The organism is Motilimonas eburnea (genome assembly GCF_021295345.1).
Classification (GTDB): domain Bacteria; phylum Pseudomonadota; class Gammaproteobacteria; order Enterobacterales; family CBDFNC01; genus Motilimonas; species Motilimonas eburnea.
This window is the reverse complement of sequence record NZ_JAIMJB010000007.1, coordinates 18,382-37,087: the sequence shown is the minus strand read 5'-3', so window position 1 is coordinate 37,087 and position 18,706 is coordinate 18,382. Positions and strand designations below refer to the sequence as shown.

The window sequence follows — 18,706 nt, the reverse complement described above, 5'->3', positions numbered from 1 at the left end:
GTTGTTTTTAATAAGAAATGGGCAAGGTTGGCCCAATAATAAAAAAAGAGATTATTGAATATGTGGAAGTGGTTACACCCTTATGCAAAAGCTCAAACAAGCTATGAACTCGCAGGAAAGCTCGTTCCTTGGTTTGTCGCGGTTTGTTCAATTTCATTTGTTGTTGGTTTGGTATGGGGGCTCGCGTTTGCGCCAGCGGATTATCAACAGGGCGACAGCTTTCGCATTATTTATATTCATGTGCCATCAGCCATTATGTCGATGGGTGCCTACACCAGCATGGCCATTGCGGCTTTTATCGGTTTGGTATGGCAAATTCGCCTTGCGGATATGGCTGTGGCAGCCATGGCGCCGGTGGGGGCGGTGTTTACCTTTATTGCTCTGTTCACCGGTGCTGCGTGGGGAAAGCCCATGTGGGGCGCTTGGTGGGTGTGGGATGCAAGATTAACATCTGAGTTGATTTTGTTGTTCTTATACCTGGGCGTGATCGCATTATATAACGCCTTTTCCGATAAGGTATTGGCGGGACGCGCAGCGGGCATATTAACCTTGGTCGGGGTGGTGAACATCCCGATTATTCATTATTCGGTGGAATGGTGGAACACGCTGCATCAGGGCGCCACTATCACCAAGTTTGCAAAACCCTCGATTGATTCATCGATGTTGTGGCCCTTGTTGATCATGCTATTGGCATTTAAGGCTTTTTTTGGCGCCTTGATGTTAATGCGCTTTCGTAATGAAATCTTACAAAGAGAGTGCCACCGTCCTTGGGTTAAAGCACTAGTAATGCAGGAGAAATAATGGAATTTACTAGCCTGAGTGATTTTTTAGCCATGGGTGGATATGGCTTTTATGTGTGGCTTGCATTTGGTGTCAGCTTAACTAGCTTGGTTTGGATTATTGTCGATACGCGCCTAACTCGCCGCCGGATCCTGCAACAAGTGCGCAGCAATATCGAGCGTAATAAACGTATTAAGGCGGCCCGTAGTATGGAGAACACGTTATGAACCCAAGACGCAAGAAACGCCTTGGCGCTATCTTAGCCATCGTTTTAGGCTTAGGCAGCGCGGTAGGATTGGTACTTTATGCCTTGTCGCAAAACATCGACCTTTTTTACACCCCTTCGGAATTAGTTCAAGGTAAAGGCAAAGATTTAGTTAAACCAGAGGTAGGACAACGATTACGTATCGGCGGCATGGTGTTACCCGGCTCGGTAGAACGAGATCAGAATAGTTTGAAAGTCAGCTTTCAACTTTATGACGCGGGCGGAGATTTTGTCACCGTTGAGTTTGACGGTATCTTGCCGGATTTATTCCGAGAAGGGCAGGGTATCGTGGCAATGGGAGTACTAAAGGACTCTCACACTGTCACTGCGTCTGAGGTATTAGCTAAACATGATGAAGAGTACATGCCGCCCGAAATTGCGGAGTCGTTGAAGGGCATCCAGCACTTTAAACCTGAGTACACCGAAGCGCAGTTGCAAGGCGGTAATCAATGATCCCTGAATTAGGCCAATTTACCTTAATCATCGCTTGCGGATTATCGGTGCTGCTCAGTTTTTATCCTCTTTGGGGCGCCCATACGGGCCATGCGGGGCTGATGAACAGCGCTCGAACCCTTGCCGTTTGCCAGTTCTTATTTGTGGCTTTGTCATATGCTTGTTTAACCTATGCGTTCATCGTTAATGACTTCTCGGTGGCTTATGTCGCCTCCCATTCAAACTCAGAGCTGCCTTTATATTACCGAATATCCGCCGTGTGGGGCTCTCACGAAGGCTCACTGCTGTTGTGGATGTTGATCCTAGCCGGCTGGACCGCAGCAGTGGCGCTATTAAGTAAAAACTTGCCATTGGAGTCGGTTGCACGTGTGCTTGCTGTGATGGGGATGTTGGGGGTGGGCTTCTATTTGTTCGTGATCATCACGTCCAATCCGTTTGAGCGAACCTTACCTTACTTTCCCGTTGATGGTCGTGACTTAAACCCATTGCTACAAGACATTGGCTTAATCTTACATCCCCCTATGCTGTATATGGGGTATGTTGGCTTTTCGGTTGCTTTTGCGTTTGCGATCGCCTCGTTAATGCAGGGGCGTTTGGACTCGGCATGGGCTCGTTGGTCAAGACCTTGGACCATGGCTGCCTGGGTGTTTCTCACTGCAGGGATCGCATTAGGAAGCTGGTGGGCATATTACGAGCTCGGCTGGGGTGGCTGGTGGTTTTGGGATCCGGTTGAAAACGCTTCTTTTATGCCTTGGCTGGTGGGAACCGCATTAATTCACTCTTTAGCGGTGTCTGAAAAGCGCGGTGTGTTTAAGGCTTGGACCGTGTTACTGGCTATCTCTGCTTTTTCACTGAGCTTGCTCGGTACCTTTTTGGTGCGCTCAGGGGTGTTGGTTTCGGTTCACGCCTTTGCCAGTGATCCTGAGCGAGGATTATTTATTCTCGGCTTTTTGATCATGGTGATAGGTGGGTCCTTGTTACTCTATGCCATTAAAGCCAATGCGGTGAAAAGTCGTGGCACTTATACCTTATTGTCGCGTGAGTCATTCTTACTCAGTAACAATATATTATTGGTGGCCGCTTTGATCGTGGTGTTACTGGGCACCTTATTGCCTCTGGTGCACAAAGAAATTGGCTTGGGCAGTATTTCGATTGGTGAGCCCTTCTTTAACCGTATTTTTACGGTGCTGATTGTGCCCTTTATGGTGCTACTTGGCATCGGCCCTCTGGTGCGCTGGAAGAAGCAGCAAGGGGCAGAGCTTTTACAGCCTTTATTGTTAAGCTTACTGGTTTCAATTGGCATCACGGCGTTATTTTTATATGCCTTTGCGCCTGAGTTGACTTGGCTAGCTATGCTGGGGTGTTTTCTTGGCGCTTGGGTGATAGTCACCTCGTTACAAGAAACCTGGTTACGAGCGACACATCGCCACGCCTTTGTGAGTGGCTTACTTAAGCTTAGTATTAGCCATTGGGCCATGATATTGGGGCATATTGGCTTTGCTGTGATGGTCATCGGCATCACCATGACGCAAAACTTCAGTATTGAACGCGATGTACGCATGGTGCCAGGCGATCAAGTCGAATTTGAGCATTATCGATTTACCTTTGAAGGTGTTGAAGCACTAAATGGGCCTAACTTCGACGGCCACACAGGGGTTTTGAAGGTTGAAAAAGACGAACGTTATGTCACCACGATGCGCGCCGAAAAACGCTTTTATCGTGTTCAGCGTAATGTGATGACGGAAGCTGCCATCGATGCGGGTTTTACCCGTGACCTCTATGCCGCTTTAGGTGAGCAGTTAGACAATGGAGCATGGGCATTGCGCATTTACTACAAACCCTTTATTCGTTGGATTTGGTTTGGCGCATTGATCATGTCATTTGGCGGTGTGTTAATGATGTTGGATAAGCGCTATCGGTTTGCATCAAAAGGAGCCCAACATGCAGCAAAAATCTAAATTGTGGGTATTACTGTTACCCTTAATGGTGTTTTTGGTTGCGGTCGTGTTTTTATTTAAAGGGCTGTACTCTGATCCTTCCAAGTTAGAGTCGGCCTTGATCGGTCAGCCGGTGCCGACCTTTACTTTGCAAGATCTTTATCAGCAAGATATACAACATGATGCTTCGATTTTTAAAGGCAAGCCAATGTTGCTCAATGTGTGGGCAACGTGGTGTCCAACTTGCTACGCCGAGCATACTTACCTCAATAAGTTAGCGGCCGAAGGCATTTATATTGTTGGCCTTAATTACAAAGATGATCGAGAAAAAGCCATCGGCTGGTTAACGCAGCTTGGCGACCCGTATCAGGTGAGCCTATATGATAAAGACGGCATGTTGGGCCTCGATTTGGGCGTGTATGGTGCGCCGGAAACCTACCTGATTGATAGCCAAGGGGTGATCCAGTATCGCCACGTGGGCGATGTGAATGATCAAGTTTGGCAGCAAACCTTATTGCCTATGTTTAAGGAGCTGAAATAGATGCGTATCGTCATGTTAATCATTACCTCATTGCTCTGTTTTGCTAGCCAAGCAGCCATTCAGGTTTATGAATTTGATAGCAAAGAACAAGAGGTGCTATTTCAACAGCTAACGAAAGAGTTACGTTGTCCTAAATGTCAAAACCAAAACATTGCTGATTCTAACGCGCCTTTAGCACAAGATTTACGCCAAAAAGCCTACGAATTGGTCAAACAAGGAAAAGACCGAGATCAAGTGGTCGATTACATGGCCGCCCGATTTGGCAACTTTGTTACCTATGATCCGCCAATGACACCGGCCACTATTTTCCTTTGGCTCGGGCCTTTGTTTTTTGTCTTTGGCGGCTTAGTGGTGTTATGGCACAAGACCCGAGTGGTTAAAAAAGTGGATTCAGCCCCAGAGATGGATACGGCTGAACAGGCGAAGCTAGCGCGTATTTTAAACGGAGATAAAGACTAATGCTGCTATTCTGGCTGTTGTGTATATTGTTGTTAGCCATTGCTAGCTTGTCTTTAGTCATACCTGCTTTAAAGAACCGCCAGGTACAACAAGAAGATCGAGATAGCTTAAATAAAACCTTGTATCAAGGTCGTGTAAAAGAGATTGAGCAAGACGTAGACCAAGGCTTAATCAAGCAACAAGATGAAGTGTTAACCGAGCTACAAAAGAACTTGCTCGAAGATGTGGTAGAGGCAGAACAACAAGTCAAAAAAGTGAATTTGGTTGCATTAATTGCGCCCGGGATCGTCTTGTTTTTTGCCTTATGTATTGGTTTATATTGGCAATACGGCTCAAGCCAACAAGTGACTCACTGGCAATCGGTGATGGCTAATTATGAGACGTTGCAGCAAAAAATGACCATGGCCAATGGCCAACCGCCCTCTAAGCAAGAAGTGGATGACTTTATCTTAGCACTACGCACCCACCTCGCCAATCAACCCTCTGATAGTCAAGGCTGGTTGATGCTAGGTCGATTAGCCTTTGCTTTGCGTGATGGCCAAATGGCGGAAGATGCGTTGCGTCAAGCTTATCGACTCTCGCCAACTGACAGCGCTGTGCGAGTGGCTTTTGCTCAAGCCTTGTTACAAACCGAAGATCCCCTCAAAGTGAAACAAGCCGAAAACTTAATTGTAGCCACGGTAGGATTGGAGCCAAACAACTTACAAGCCCTATCGGTTTATGCTTTTATGGCCCTGCAGCAAAATGACTTTGCGACCGCGATCAGCCGTTGGCAAACCATGCTTGCTTTCCTTGAGCCAAATAGTGAGCGTTACAACATGGTCCAAAGTAGTATCGCCTATGCTAAGGAGCAGTTGGCAGCACAAGATGAAGTGACCTCCGATGCCAGCCAAGGGGTGAGTTATCAAGTCGCCGTGACATTAGACGAGCAAGTCAGCTTACCAGAGAAAGGCTATTTATTTGTGTTTGCGCAAATGGTAGATGGGCCTAAGATGCCCCTAGCGGCAAAGAAAATTCCATTGGGCCGCTTTCCCGTCACAATCACCTTATCGGACGCTGATGCCATGGTGCCTGAGCTTAAGTTAAGCCAGCAAAGTGCTTTCATTGTTAAAGCGCGGGTCTCGATGGATGAAAATGTGTCGGCAGCTAGCGGTGAATGGGAAGGGCAAAGTCAGGTTGTGGCCGCTGGAGAAAGCAGCGTTATTACAATCGTCGTTGATACTAAGATGTAATTCTTAATTGGTTTTGCTACATTTACAAATAGAAATCAATTGATTGCTGAGGCATGAAAATGAAAGTCCAACGCGTATGGTTTTGGATGTTTATTGGGTTGGCATTAATGTGTTTTGCCAGTTTCACTCATGCCTCAAAAACCACTTCTGATGGGTCTGTAAGCGACCCCTTTGAAGGCCTAAACCGCTCGTTTTGGGACTTCAATTACCGTGTCGACCAGAGCCTGTACTTACCTGTGACTAAAGCTTACGTTAACTATATTCCTAATGGCGGCCGTGAGGCTGTGAATAATTTTGTGCTGAATTTTGACGAGCCTTCCAGCGCCGTTAACCACCTACTGATGTTAGACGTGGAGGCCTCCTTAGCCAGTGTGGTGCGTTTTGCCGTAAATTCAACATTTGGTTTAGCAGGGCTGTTTGATGTGGCAAGTTACGGCGGATTAGAGCGTGATCGAGCTGAATTTCAGGCCGTCATGAGCCAAGTGGGAATCGGCCATGGCGCATATTTGATGGTGCCATTTTATGGCCCAACGACAACACGTGAATTAGTGGGCGACATCGTTGATAAGCTCTATTTTCCCTATACCGAGCTGAGTTATTTTGAAATTTTGCTACGGTGGGGCGCAGATTCCATTTACAAACGCGCGCAGCTCCTCGACAGTGATCCCTTGATCGAGCAAGCACTGGATCCATATATCTTTGTGCGTGATGCCTATATTCAAAATGTAAACTTTCGGGTTCATGGTGAGGCTTATGTTGATCCCATTGGGCCCGCCTTATCTGACGAAGAACTAGAAGAGTTTATGAATGAGTAAGTGCGAGCCGTGCTTTGCCGCGTTTACCTTCGTTGTCATTGAAGACGATGCCGTGTTTCGCCATCAGTTAGTTCAGTTTTTGCAGCAAAGAGGCGCGATTGTCGCTCAAGCGGATAATGGCGCTGATGGCCTGAAGCTGATTAATGATGTGCTGCCCGACCTTGTGCTATGTGATCTAGGTATGCCCGTCATGGATGGTCAGCAAGTGATCAAGGCCATCTTAGGTTTACAACAGCAAGTACCCATTATTGTCATTTCTGCCGCTGCTAACATGGAGGCCATCACAGAAGCACTCGAAAATGGCGCCAGTGATTATTTTATTAAGCCGTTACAACATTGGGTTTCACTAGAGCAAACCATACTGCTTGAGTTAAAGCCACGAAAAACCGTGTTTGAGCAACACAGCTATGCCTTAGGGGTAGAGCAAGAGTTAACTTCTCACATGGCCTATTTTCGTCGTGATGATCAAGCCGCAACCCTATTAATTAAGGAGTTAAACTGCAACAGTCGGTTTATCCATGATTATTTGCAGTTTGTGGTGACGGGTGAAAGCGTCTGTATGATGTTGGTTTACTTTGAACTATCAGAACACGAACTCAGTTTATTTGTTGCTGGCGTGGATCCCCTCGAGCCGGATGCCGCGGTGAGCCTCGCTATCTTAAAAAGCCTTCTTAACGACAACTACCGCCACTATCATAAACATCAGCAGTATCGTTTAACATCACCGAGCCAAATGCTGAGCTATTTGAATCGTCAGTATCAAGCAATGACGCTAAAATACCCCTTAAGCTTGATGCAGATGCAGCTAAACACGGCAACGAGACGTATCATTTACAGCAATGCAGGGATAAAAGCGAGGGCGTCAAACCTGACAGAAGGGGATCTCCATTGTGATCTGAGCTTAGGGTTATTACCTGATTATCCCTATGAGCAGCATGAACTCACCATGACATTACCCCTTACCCTCGCTTTTCAAACTGCTGCAGCTAACCGCGCCACTGACGGCATCACATTGACCATCAGTGACAGTGAAGCCATCATTATTTAACTGCCAGCAACCCTTTATTATTGTCTAAGATCCCTTGACCAATGCCTTCTACTTCCATTAATTGCTCAACCGTTTCGAATTGACCAATTTTTTCACGATAGGCAATGATGTCTTTAGACTTCTTAGCGCCAACGCCTTTTATTTTGGTTAGCTCTTCTTCGTTTGCACTATTGATATTGATCACGGCTTGTTGAGTTTCTACTTGCTCAACTTGGTTTTGATTTTGGTCTTGTTCGGCAGCGGCTACCATATGTGTCATGGCTGATAACGAGAACAGAGATGCGGCAAGTAGCGTTTTAATCTTCATAGTTGTCACCTTATTTACTTTTTTGTCAATTGAGTCTTAAGCGTAGTCAGGCGTTGTGAAAATGTGTCTTTAATGTTTGTTATTGTGAGTTATATCAATAGAGGCAAGGGAGGACCAAGGAGATTATACCGAAAAGCAGGATAAGGAAGCCTAATTAGGCTCCCTTAACGAGGGCAAGGCTAAGCTTAGGGTAAGACAAGCTTAAACGGTTTAACTTCAACTTGAGCGTAAACGCCTGCCTCGACGTAAGGATCCGCGTCTGCCCATGCTTTGGCTGCTGCTAAACTGTCAAATTTGGCAATGACGACGGAGCCGGTAAATCCGGCTTCAGCGGGATCTTCACTGTCTATGGCAGGAGAGGGGCCTGCAACAAGTAATCGGCCTGCTTCATTGAGTTGCTCTAGGCGTGCTAAGTGCGCAGGTCGAGCTTGTTTACGAAGGGGTAAACTATCAGCCACGTCGGTTGCGTAAATGGAGTACCACATGTTTATTCCTTTTTATCGGTTGGTAAGCTTTTGTAAACGTATAAGCCCGTGACGGCAATAAATACCAGCATGAGCGAGAGTAAGCCAAATACCTTAAAATTCACCCAGATAGATAAGGGTAAATAGAAAGCTATATAGAGGTTCAGTAAGGCACAAAATAAAAAAAATACGGCCCAAGCATGGGTTAACTGATACCAAACTGCATTGGACAGCTTCAGCTCGCGACCTAATAGGTGTTTGATTAGACAATGATCAAATCCAACAAGTGCCACCCAAAGAGCAGCGGCAAATAAACCATAGATGATAGTTACCTTCCATTTAATAAAGGCGTCCTCTTCGAACAACAAGGTCAGTGAGCCAAAAACAATGATCATAGCAAAGGTCATGAGCTTGACTTTATCAACACGGCCAAATTTCAATAATTGACTGATGATCATTAGGGTGCTGGCTGCCATTAATGATCCCGTTGCAACGTAGATATCATAAAACTGATACGTTAAAAAAAAGATGGCGAGAGGGACAAGCTCGGACACAGGGTTCATGGCAAAGGTATATAAGTGATAAAACAGTTCATAGTGTACGAGGTTTATCCTCAAAAATTAAGGCTCAGTGTTATTTTGGCCACCGTTGAGGTGGCCAAATTCGGTTTATGATCACGTTTAGGAGTCAGTCTAAGACATTGTCAAGAATGAGCATTACTTGCCAGGGCACTGATGAGGGTCTGTTTTAGCTGCGTTTGTTGCGCTTCGCTAAGTGCTTTACCTTCTTCGGTTGTAATGATGAAAAAGTCTTCGACTTGCTCACCTATGGTCGTGATCTTGGCGGTGTGTAACATAACATCTAATTGCTGGAACACATCACCTATGGATGCTAATAAACCCGGTGTGTCGTAGGCGATGAGCTCCATCATGGTTCGATGGTTTTTGTTGGGGAGAAAGTTAACTTGTGTTTTAACCGTAAACTGTTTTTTCTGTCGCGAGAGGCGATGGCAACGAGGCACTACTTTATCGGGATAACTGAGGGCTTGTTCTAAAGCGGGCTTGATTGCTAGGGTGCGGTCCAGCGCTAAAGGCTCACCATCCGGTTCAAGTACAACAAAGGTATCCAAGGTAAATCCGTCGCGACTGTTCATGATGGTAGCATCGTGAATATTGAGGTTTTTATTGGATAACTCCGTTGCCACGGTAGCAAATAAATCTAAGGTGTCTTTGCAATATATAAATATTTCATTACCACCACGAGAAGCGCGCTTACTGACTAATACTAAGGGCTTATCTGGATCATGATGCTGCAAGATGTATTCACTGTGCCAGGCGATTTGTGATGGTGTATGGCGTAAGAAATAGTCGGCTTTAAAGCGTTTCCATAAGGTTTCAACTTGCTGGCTATTGAAGGCGCGAGCCAATAGTTTATTCAAGGCTTGTTGTTTGTGATCACGAATGCGGCTACGTACGTCGATGGGCTTTTCCAATCCGCGACGCAGGGCTTTTTGGGTTTGGTAATAGAGCTCTTTGAGCAGGGCACCCTTCCAACTGTTCCATACGTCATCATTCGTCGCACAGATATCCGCCACCGTGAGCAGCAATAGGTAGTTTAAATACTTTTCATCTTGTACCACGCGGGCAAACTCAGTGATCACGTCGGGATCTTGGATATCTCGGCGCTGCGCCGTAACCGACATGACCAAATGATGTTTAACCAGCCACGCCACTAATCGGGCATCATGGGCGCTTAATCCATGTAATTCACAAAAAGCCAATGCATCGACAGCACCTAATTCGGAGTGGTCTCCTTTTCGCCCTTTGGCAATGTCGTGAAAAATGGCTGCCAAAAACAATAACTCAGGCTTTTTGATGGTGGGAAACAAATCGCCGCAAATTGGGTGGTCGACTTTAGACTCAGCGGTAGGGTAATGGTAAATATACTTGATTAATCTATGGGTGTGTTCATCGACTGTGTAGGCATGAAACAGGTCAAATTGCATTTGTCCTAAAATCTTATTCCACTGTGGTATGTAGGCCGCCAATACGCCGTATTTGTGCATCAAGGTCAGTGGTAAGCCCATGCCTCTGGGGTGCTTTAATAAAGCGAGAAACTTTTCCCTACAAGCAGGAATATCTTGTAACCAATAGGTTAGGCGACGGCGACTCTCACGGATCTCGCGTAACGTGGTGGAGTATATCCCTTTGATATCTGGGTTGTCGGCGATGTGTAAAAATAGCTGCAAAATGCTTTCGGGCCGGTAGAAAAACTCGCCCGGGGTGATCAGCACAATGCGATTCCCCTTAAGCTGAAAATGCTCATCGATGGCAATAGGGTTGTGGTCTGCATTGCCCAAAATATCTTCATCAAAGTGCTGCAGTAACATTTCATTGAGTTCAGCAACGCGCCGGATGGTGCGATAGAACTGCTTCATCATGGTTTCAATGCCGCCGTTCCCTTGCTCAATGTAACCCAGTTTTTGTGCGACATCGGTTTGATAATCAAACAGCAAGCGATTGTCGCTGCGTTTAGTCACTAAGTGCAGTGCGAAGCGAATTTTCCACAAGAAGTTCTGACACTCCAGCAACTCACGATATTCCGCTTGGGTGAGGTAATTGTCTATGGTCATCTCAAGCAAGTTTTCGGCGCCAAAATGACGACGAGCCACCCAGTACAATGTGTGTAGATCCCGCAAACCACCTGGGTTACTTTTGATATCAGGCTCTAAACTGTAGCCATTATCACGGTAGTTGAGGTGACGCTTACGCTGCTCTTCGCGCTTAGCACTGAAAAATGACTTTGACGGCCAAAAATTGGGTAGGTGTAATTGGCGCTTTAACTCAGTAAATGTTTCCTGATGGCCACTAATTAAACGACTTTCAATCAGGTTAGTCGCGATGGTGATATCATCAAGCCCCAGTTGAATACAGTCAGAAATCGTGCGGACACTGTGGCCAATCTCGAGCTTGAGATCCCATAAAAAAGTAATGAAAGCACTGATCTTTTGTTCTGTTTCGAGGCTTAATTCGTCGGCACTTAGGATCAACAAATCAATGTCTGATCTCGGGTGAAGTTCGCCGCGACCATAGCCTCCCACGGCGACCAAGCTGAAACAGTCTGCTTCGTCCGTTAGGTAGTGTTGCCAAAGTTGGCAAAGTAACTGATCCACGTAATCGGAGCGTTGGGTGACCAGCTCGCTAATGTCATCCATTTGGCTAAAGCGCGCTGCCTGATGGGCATTAAAATTGGCCATGGAGGCTTTAATATCTTTTAGCGCTAAACTGTCAAAAGTATGGGGGGCGGTGGCCTGCATTAATCAACTGCTCCTAATGTCGTGTGAAAAAACAAATTAGTTATGTGAAATAACCTGTGCAATGGTCTCGTCATCACGCCAAGTTAATATTTCACAACCTGTTTCTGTCACCAAAAGCGTATGCTCCCATTGCGCTGAGCGCGAGCCATCTTTAGTGGTGACGGTCCAACCGTCTTTTTTGTCCAACTTAGTGTGACGTTTGCCTAAATTGATCATTGGCTCAATGGTGAAAATCATACCAGGCTCTAATACCAACATCGCATTAGGATCAGATTTGCTCTTGTAGTGTAATACTTGTGGCTCTTCATGAAAGGTCTCACCAATACCATGACCGCAATATTCCCGCACCACAGAAAAGCCATTCTTTTCGGCGTGATCTTGGATAATCGTGCCCACTTCACCCAGTTTGATACCCGGTTTAACTAATTCGATGCCCTTGTAAAGACATTCTTGAGTGACCTTGATCAGTTTCTTTGAGAGGGGATTCGTGTCACCCACCACAAACATTTTCGACGTATCGCCATGATAGCCATCTTTGATCACCGTAATATCGATATTGATAATGTCGCCATTGCGCAGCTTTTTATGGTTTGGGATACCGTGGCACACGACCTCATTGACCGAGGTGCAAATGGATTTTGGAAAACCGTGATAGTTAAGAGGGGCAGGGATAGCTTGTTGCTCGTTAACGATATAATCATGGCATTTTTGATTTAACTCTTCGGTGCTTACACCTTTAACGACAAAGGGTTCTATCATTTTCAAAACATCGGCTGCTAATCTACCGGCAACGCGCATCTTTTCAATTTGTTCCGCTGTTTTTATTACTACACTCATGATTTTCTCTTAAATTTGGGAGATCGGCGTGGAGGATGTTTTTACCCTCAAATATGCATCTCAGATTGTGGTTATGTCCTAGGTATGGTATAAAGCGCGCCGGGAATTGGCAATGTCAAATTACGAATTTGCATTGAAACAGAGTTTGGCTAATTGATGCCAACGTCTTCCGATCATCCCGACAAACTTAATTTAAACAACACACACACATCGACACATGTTTCGGGGTGCCTGTTTAGGGTCGAAATTATGGGATGTGTGGAGGCCTAACCCCAAGAGGAATTTAACATGGCTAATGTATCAATGCGCGAAATGCTGAAGGCTGGTGTGCACTTCGGTCACCAAACTCGTTACTGGAACCCAAAGATGAAGCCTTTCATCTTCGGCGCACGTAACAAAGTACACATCATCAACCTTGAGCAAACTGTACCTATGTTCAACGAAGCACTGGATTTCATTTCAGGCGTTTCTGCGAAAAAAGGTAAAATCCTTTTTGTTGGTACTAAGCGCGCGGCAAGCGTTGCAGTTAAAGAAGCTGCAGTAAGCTGTGACCAGTTCTACGTAAACCACCGTTGGTTAGGTGGTATGCTGACTAACTGGAAAACAGTACGCCAGTCTATCAAGCGTCTTAAAGACCTTGAAACTCAGACTGAAGACGGTACGTTTGACAAGCTAACCAAGAAAGAAGCGCTGATGCGTTCTCGCGAACTTGAGAAGCTAGAGAAAAGCTTAGGCGGTATCAAAGAGATGGGCGGTCTACCAGACGCGCTATTCATCATCGATGCTGACCACGAGCACATCGCTATCAAAGAAGCGAACAACCTAGGCATTCCTGTGATTTCTATCGTTGATACTAACTCTAACCCAGACGGCGTAGACTACATTGTTCCTGGTAACGATGATGCTATCCGTGCGGTACAGTTATACCTAACTTCTGCTGCAGACGCAGTAAAAGCAGGTCGTCAACAAGATATCGTTGTACAGGCTGAAGAAGACGGCTTTGTAGAAGAAGCTGCTGAGTAATAACGGCTCATCGCCCTTATTAACCAAACCAGATTTTTTGGTTAACAGGGGCCCAACGGCCCCTGTTTTTCATTCTTATTTTAAAAATTGAGGAAACTCAAAATGGCAATTACTGCTGCCCTAGTAAAAGAACTGCGCGACCGTACTGGCGCCGGTATGATGGATTGTAAAAAAGCGCTTCAAGAAACCAATGGTGACATGGAAGGCGCTATCGAATTTATGCGTAAAAACGGCCAAGCGAAAGCGGCTAAGAAAGCCGGTAACATCGCAGCTGAAGGTGCTATCCTAATCAAGACTGCTGGTAACGTTGCTGCGCTTGTTGAAATTAACTGTCAAACGGACTTCGTTGCTAAAGATAAAAACTTCCTAGAGTTTGCTAATGAAGTGGCTGATGCCGCTGCTGCTGCTCAAGTTGCTATCGAAGAGCTACAAGCACAATTCGAAGAAAAGCGTATTGCGCTAGTAACCAAAATTGGTGAAAACATCAACATCCGTCGCGTTTCATACCTAGAAGGCGAAGCATTAGCGTCTTACAGCCACGGTGCTAACATTGGTGTTGTTGTTGCAGGTAGCGGTGACGCTGACTCACTTAAGCACATTGCTATGCACGTTGCTGCAAGTAAGCCTGAGTTCATCAACCCTGAAGATGTTCCAGCTGAAGTGGTAGAGAAAGAGCGCGCAATCCAAATCGACATCGCGATGAACGAAGGTAAGCCTCAAGAAATCGCTGAGAAAATGGTTGCAGGCCGCATGAAGAAATTCACTGGCGAAGTAGCACTAACTGGCCAGCCATTCATCATGGAACCTAAGAAAACAGTTGGCGCAATTCTTAAAGAGAAAGGCATCACTGTAACTGGCTTCGTTCGTCTAGAAGTTGGTGAAGGTATCGAGAAGAAAGAAGAAAACTTTGCTGCTGAAGTAGAAGCGCAAATCGCCGCTTCTAAAAAGTAAGCGCTACTTTTTTATCATAAGTATTAGCCGCAGCCTTGCTGCGGCTGTTTTGCAACTAGGAATCGCAGAAAATGAGTACCAATCCAAAACCAAGCTATCGACGAATTCTATTAAAACTAAGTGGTGAAGCCCTAATGGGTGAAGAAGGCTTTGGCATTGATGCCAAGGTATTAGAGCGCATGGCACATGAGATCAAAGAATTGATTGAGCTTGGCGTGCAAGTTGGGTTGGTGATCGGTGGTGGTAACTTATTCCGTGGCGAAGGGTTAGCTAAAGCCGGAATGAACCGAGTAGTGGGCGACCACATGGGCATGTTAGCAACCGTGATGAATGGCTTAGCCATGCGTGACGCACTGCACCGTGCTTATGTTAATGCGCGCTTAATGTCAGCCATCCCATTAAAAGGTGTATGTGACGATTACAACTGGGCTGAAGCCATCAGTTTACTAAAGTCGGGCCGAGTGGTGATTTTTTCAGCAGGTACAGGTAACCCGTTTTTTACAACCGATTCAGCGGCTTGTTTACGTGGCATTGAAATCGAAGCGGATGCCGTATTGAAAGCAACGAAAGTTGATGGAGTTTATGACGCAGATCCGGTTAAAAACCCAGATGCCGTTTTATATGATGAGCTTGACTATGGTACTGTATTAGAAAAAGAGCTAAAAGTAATGGACCTCGCCGCCTTTACCCTAGCACGTGATCATGGCCTGCCTATTCGTGTTTTCAATATGAATAAACCGGGTGCCCTGCGCCGTGTTGTGATGGGTGAGACAGAGGGCACCGTGATTCAAGCTCCTCGTACCGAACAAGAATAAGTATTTAGGCTGTCAGTTGGCCAAGTCTATTTTTATAAGGAATATACAGTGATTAACGAAATTAAAGATGATGCTCAAACCCGCATGGGTAAAAGTATTGAGGCGTTAAAATCTCAACTATCAAAAATCAGAACAGGCCGTGCACACCCTAGCCTGTTAAGTAACATTACCGTTTCTTACTACGGTGTAGATACACCACTTAATCAAGTGGGTAACATCAGCACTGAAGATTCTCGCACTTTGACGGTAACGGTGTTTGACCGTGCCATGATCCAAGCTGTTGAGAAGGCCATTATGTCGTCTGATTTAGGTCTAAACCCGAACTCTGCTGGTGCGGTTATTCGCATTCCATTGCCTGCATTGACCGAAGAGCGTCGTAAAGATCTGATCAAAGTGGTACGTGCCGAAGTGGAAGCAGGCCGTGTCGCTATCCGTAATATTCGTCGTGATGCTAACAGTGATCTGAAAGCGCTAGAAAAAGAAAAAGAAATTAGCGAAGACGAGCAGCGTAAAGCAGAAGATGACGTACAAAAGCTAACGGATGCTGCGATTAAAGAAGCGGATGCGATTTTAGCGCAAAAAGAAAAAGAACTAATGGAAATCTAATCCCTCCGGATTAAAGAGTTAAACGCCGTGTAGTCACACGGCGTTTTTTTGTATTACGAGAGGTAATCAGTGCCTGAGACTAACCTTGTTCCCCAGCATGTTGCTATTATCATGGATGGCAATGGCCGTTGGGCAGAAAAGAAAGGCAAAATTCGCGTCTTTGGCCACCAAGCTGGGGTCAAATCTGTTCGTCGGTGTGTTTCTTATGCCAGCCAAAATGGCATTAAAGCATTGACATTATTTGCTTTTAGCAGTGAAAACTGGAAGCGACCGCAAAGTGAAGTCAGTACATTGATGGAGCTGTTTTTCACTGTACTTAGTCGTGAGGTTAAAAAACTTCACAAAAATAATATTTGTTTACGCATTATCGGCGACTTATCCGCATTTTCCGCGCGCCTACAAGAAAAAATACACCAAGCTGAGCTACTGACTAAAGATAATACCGGTCTTGTGCTCAATATTGCGGCTAACTATGGCGGTCGATGGCAAATTGCCCATGCGGCGCAGCAACTTTGCCAGCAAGTCCAGCAAGGTACGCTTACTGTTGCGGACATCAATGAACAAAACCTAGATAAGCAATTGAAGGATTTGCCATTATCTGATGTTGATTTAATGATACGCACGGGTGGTGAGCAAAGGATCAGTAACTTTCTGCTATGGCAACTGGCATATGCAGAGTTGTATTTTACTGATACACTTTGGCCTGATTTTGACGAAGCGAGCTTTGCCAAGGCATTGGCGAGTTTCGGTAATAGGGAACGACGCTTTGGCCACACCAGTGCTCAAGTGCAAGCAAAACAAGGGTAACTTTTGTTAAAACAACGAATTATTACTGCCGGCGTGTTGGCTCCGCTGGCCATCGCCGCGATATTTTTACTCCCACTCAAACTCTTTTCATTACTCGTTGCCGCAATCTATTTGTTAGCTTCTCGTGAGTGGGGCAGTTTAGTTGCCAAGGATAAACGTGCTTACATTTTGTACCCTTTTGGTTTGGTACTGGGAGCATCCTTGATCCTGATCCCAATTGATGGGCTCTGGCTTGGTGAGCTAAATGCTTACGTGCTGGGCATTCTCACTGCGGCAGGTGTATGGTGGGTAGCGTGTTTGATGTTAGTGTTAGGGTATCCCAAAAGTGCACGCCTCTGGCGTCAGCAACCTTGGCTTAAGGCTATCTTTGGCTTGTTAACACTGATGCCCTTCTTTTGGGCTTTGGTAACGTTGCGTGGCGTTAACTTTCACCATGATCCCACAGAAGGGGCTTGGTGGGTGTTATTCGTGATGCTGCTGGTGTGGGGCGCGGATACCGGCGCTTATTTCTCGGGCAAAGCCCTTGGTCGTCACAAACTGGCGCCCAAAGTCAGTCCAGGCAAAACCATCGAAGGGTTTATTGGCGGTTTGGTCACTACCATGGTCATTGCCCTGATTGCGGTATTCACATTTGGTATTTCACCCGATAAACAAGTTTGGTTTGTTGTGGCGGCGATATTAACCAGCCTTGCATCGAGTCTAGGCGATTTGAGTGAAAGCATGTTTAAACGTCAAGCGGGCATCAAGGACAGCGGCCGATTGTTACCGGGTCACGGTGGGGTACTTGATCGCATCGATAGCCTTACCGCGGCGTTGCCTGTTTTCACCCTTTGTTATGTTGCTTGGTTGTAATTTGTCATGAAAAAGTTAGCTATTCTCGGGGCGACGGGCTCTATCGGCAGTAGTACCTTGTCTGTGTATGAACAAAACCGTGACACCATGGCGCTGACTTTATTAAGTGCTTGGCGCAATGTGGATGCGATGGTGGCGTTGTGCCAACAATATCAAGTGCCATATGCCTTTATGTCATGTCCCAAAGCCAATCGAACGTTGCGCGCTTGTTTGGAAGAACAGCCGACGCAAGTGTTAAGCGATGAAGCTGAATTTCTCGCTTGTCTCGCCGGTGTTGAGGTGGATGCCGTGATGGCGGCGATTGTCGGGGCGGCTGGTTTAGCGCCAACATTAGCGGCAGTGGATGCGGGTAAGCAGGTATTTCTCGCCAATAAAGAAGCCTTAGTGATGTCGGGCGCGTTATTTATGCAAGCCGCCGAGCGTAGCGGTGCGCAAGTTTTGCCGGTTGATAGTGAGCATAATGCCATATTTCAATGTTTACCGCCGCAATGTCAGCAAACGATTGGTTATTGTGATCTTAAAGCAAATGGCATTTCCCAGCTGATTCTAACCGGCTCAGGTGGTCCTTTCCTGACGAAACCTTTAGCTGAGTTCAGCGCGATCACTCCCGCTCAAGCCATCGCACACCCTAACTGGTCAATGGGGCCTAAAATTTCTGTCGATTCAGCCACCATGATGAACAAGGGGTTAGAGTACATTGAAGCTAAGCGCCTATTTAACACCGAGAAATCGGATATTCAGGTGTTAATTCACCCACAATCGGTGATCCACTCTATGGTGCAATACATCGACGGCTCGGTGTTAGCGCAGATGGGCATGCCCGATATGCGCACACCGATTGCTCATGTGATGCAATACCCTGAGCGTATCGACAGTGGCGTTGAAGCTTTGGACTTCAGTAAGATAGCGCAGCTGACGTTTGCCGCCCCGGATTTTGAGCGTTACCCTTGCCTGAAACTAGCCATTGACGCTTGTTATACTGGACAAGCTGCGACAACAACACTCAACGCAGCCAATGAAATTGCGGTGGATGCGTTTCTCAAGCAGCAGATACGCTTTGATCAAATAGCCAATGTGGTGGCACAAACACTGGATCAATTGGCCACTTCTACCGCACCAACAATCGATGATATTATGTCGGTCGATCAACAAGCTAGACGACTAGCATCGTCGACCATCAAGCAACTAGAGAGATAGT

The 18,706-nt window shown here is 46.1% G+C and carries 21 protein-coding genes; 16 read left to right on the top strand and 5 right to left on the bottom strand.

All coding sequences use genetic code 11. The annotated features are described in order from the left end of the window. Positions 1–60 precede the first annotated feature (60 nt). Genes K6Y21_RS08400 through K6Y21_RS08360 form a run of 9 tightly spaced genes read left to right on the top strand, consistent with a single transcriptional unit; the run spans position 61 to position 7,530 of the window. Entirely contained in the window at positions 61–801 is a 741-nt protein-coding gene (locus K6Y21_RS08400; protein WP_233071396.1) for a heme ABC transporter permease, read from the top strand. Next, entirely contained in the window at positions 801–1,007 is a 207-nt protein-coding gene (ccmD, locus tag K6Y21_RS08395; protein ID WP_233071395.1) for a heme exporter protein CcmD, read from the top strand. Before K6Y21_RS08400 ends, ccmD begins: the two co-directional genes overlap by 1 nt. Further along, the gene (gene ccmE, locus K6Y21_RS08390) at positions 1,004–1,498 is read left to right on the top strand and encodes a cytochrome c maturation protein CcmE (RefSeq protein WP_233071394.1); all 495 of its coding nucleotides are present in this window, start codon (positions 1,004–1,006) and stop codon (positions 1,496–1,498) included. Before ccmD ends, ccmE begins: the two co-directional genes overlap by 4 nt. Further along, positions 1,495–3,456: a heme lyase CcmF/NrfE family subunit gene (locus K6Y21_RS08385; RefSeq protein WP_233071393.1), complete on the top strand. Its 1,962-nt coding sequence runs from the start codon at positions 1,495–1,497 to the stop codon at positions 3,454–3,456. The genes ccmE and K6Y21_RS08385 overlap by 4 nt, the downstream gene beginning before the upstream one ends. Further along, complete coding sequence (locus K6Y21_RS08380; RefSeq protein ID WP_233071392.1) at positions 3,440–3,976, top strand: DsbE family thiol:disulfide interchange protein; 537 nt, start codon at positions 3,440–3,442, stop codon at positions 3,974–3,976. The genes K6Y21_RS08385 and K6Y21_RS08380 overlap by 17 nt, the downstream gene beginning before the upstream one ends. After that, entirely contained in the window at positions 3,977–4,435 is a 459-nt protein-coding gene (locus tag K6Y21_RS08375; protein ID WP_233071391.1) for a cytochrome c-type biogenesis protein, read from the top strand. Then, a complete protein-coding gene (ccmI, locus tag K6Y21_RS08370) occupies positions 4,435–5,667 on the top strand; it encodes a c-type cytochrome biogenesis protein CcmI (RefSeq protein WP_233071390.1) in 1,233 nt (410 codons plus the stop codon). The genes K6Y21_RS08375 and ccmI overlap by 1 nt, the downstream gene beginning before the upstream one ends. A gap of 59 nt (positions 5,668–5,726) precedes the next feature. Beyond that, the gene (locus K6Y21_RS08365) at positions 5,727–6,482 is read left to right on the top strand and encodes an MlaA family lipoprotein (RefSeq protein WP_233071389.1); all 756 of its coding nucleotides are present in this window, start codon (positions 5,727–5,729) and stop codon (positions 6,480–6,482) included. Further along, complete coding sequence (locus tag K6Y21_RS08360; protein ID WP_233071388.1) at positions 6,475–7,530, top strand: response regulator; 1,056 nt, start codon at positions 6,475–6,477, stop codon at positions 7,528–7,530. Before K6Y21_RS08365 ends, K6Y21_RS08360 begins: the two co-directional genes overlap by 8 nt. Here the strand turns inward: K6Y21_RS08360 and K6Y21_RS08355 are convergent. The 5 genes from K6Y21_RS08355 to map form a co-directional block, all read right to left on the bottom strand. Beyond that, the gene (locus tag K6Y21_RS08355) at positions 7,523–7,837 is read right to left on the bottom strand and encodes a ComEA family DNA-binding protein (RefSeq protein ID WP_233071387.1); all 315 of its coding nucleotides are present in this window, start codon (positions 7,835–7,837) and stop codon (positions 7,523–7,525) included. The genes K6Y21_RS08360 and K6Y21_RS08355 overlap by 8 nt on opposite strands. A gap of 185 nt (positions 7,838–8,022) precedes the next feature. After that, the gene (locus K6Y21_RS08350) at positions 8,023–8,322 is read right to left on the bottom strand and encodes a YciI family protein (RefSeq protein ID WP_233071386.1); all 300 of its coding nucleotides are present in this window, start codon (positions 8,320–8,322) and stop codon (positions 8,023–8,025) included. 2 nt (positions 8,323–8,324) lie between these two features. Next, positions 8,325–8,918, bottom strand: a complete 594-nt coding sequence (locus K6Y21_RS08345) for a septation protein A (RefSeq protein ID WP_233071385.1) — start codon at positions 8,916–8,918, stop codon at positions 8,325–8,327. A gap of 86 nt (positions 8,919–9,004) precedes the next feature. Next, complete coding sequence (gene glnD, locus K6Y21_RS08340) at positions 9,005–11,617, bottom strand: bifunctional uridylyltransferase/uridylyl-removing protein GlnD (protein ID WP_233071384.1); 2,613 nt, start codon at positions 11,615–11,617, stop codon at positions 9,005–9,007. Between the two features lie 36 nt (positions 11,618–11,653). Further along, positions 11,654–12,454 (bottom strand): type I methionyl aminopeptidase, encoded by an 801-nt coding sequence (gene map / locus K6Y21_RS08335; RefSeq protein ID WP_233071383.1) that lies wholly within the window; start codon positions 12,452–12,454, stop codon positions 11,654–11,656. Between the two features lie 288 nt (positions 12,455–12,742). Between map and rpsB the strand changes: the two genes are divergently transcribed. The 7 genes from rpsB (at position 12,743) to ispC (ending at position 18,705) form a co-directional block, all read left to right on the top strand. Then, on the top strand, positions 12,743–13,477 hold the full coding sequence (rpsB, locus tag K6Y21_RS08330; protein ID WP_233071382.1) for a 30S ribosomal protein S2: 735 nt from the start codon (positions 12,743–12,745) through the stop codon (positions 13,475–13,477). A 102-nt stretch (positions 13,478–13,579) separates the two neighbouring features. Continuing rightward, positions 13,580–14,428, top strand: coding sequence for a translation elongation factor Ts (tsf, locus tag K6Y21_RS08325; RefSeq protein ID WP_233071381.1), 849 nt, complete (start codon positions 13,580–13,582; stop codon positions 14,426–14,428). A 71-nt stretch (positions 14,429–14,499) separates the two neighbouring features. Then, positions 14,500–15,243 (top strand): UMP kinase, encoded by a 744-nt coding sequence (pyrH, locus tag K6Y21_RS08320; protein WP_233071380.1) that lies wholly within the window; start codon positions 14,500–14,502, stop codon positions 15,241–15,243. Between the two features lie 48 nt (positions 15,244–15,291). Continuing rightward, on the top strand, positions 15,292–15,849 hold the full coding sequence (frr, locus tag K6Y21_RS08315; protein WP_233071379.1) for a ribosome recycling factor: 558 nt from the start codon (positions 15,292–15,294) through the stop codon (positions 15,847–15,849). Between the two features lie 111 nt (positions 15,850–15,960). Beyond that, on the top strand, positions 15,961–16,656 hold the full coding sequence (gene uppS, locus K6Y21_RS08310; protein ID WP_233071554.1) for a polyprenyl diphosphate synthase: 696 nt from the start codon (positions 15,961–15,963) through the stop codon (positions 16,654–16,656). A gap of 3 nt (positions 16,657–16,659) precedes the next feature. Next, entirely contained in the window at positions 16,660–17,508 is an 849-nt protein-coding gene (locus K6Y21_RS08305; protein ID WP_233071378.1) for a phosphatidate cytidylyltransferase, read from the top strand. Between the two features lie 6 nt (positions 17,509–17,514). Next, positions 17,515–18,705, top strand: a complete 1,191-nt coding sequence (gene ispC, locus K6Y21_RS08300) for a 1-deoxy-D-xylulose-5-phosphate reductoisomerase (protein ID WP_233071377.1) — start codon at positions 17,515–17,517, stop codon at positions 18,703–18,705. Position 18,706 lies beyond the last annotated feature (1 nt).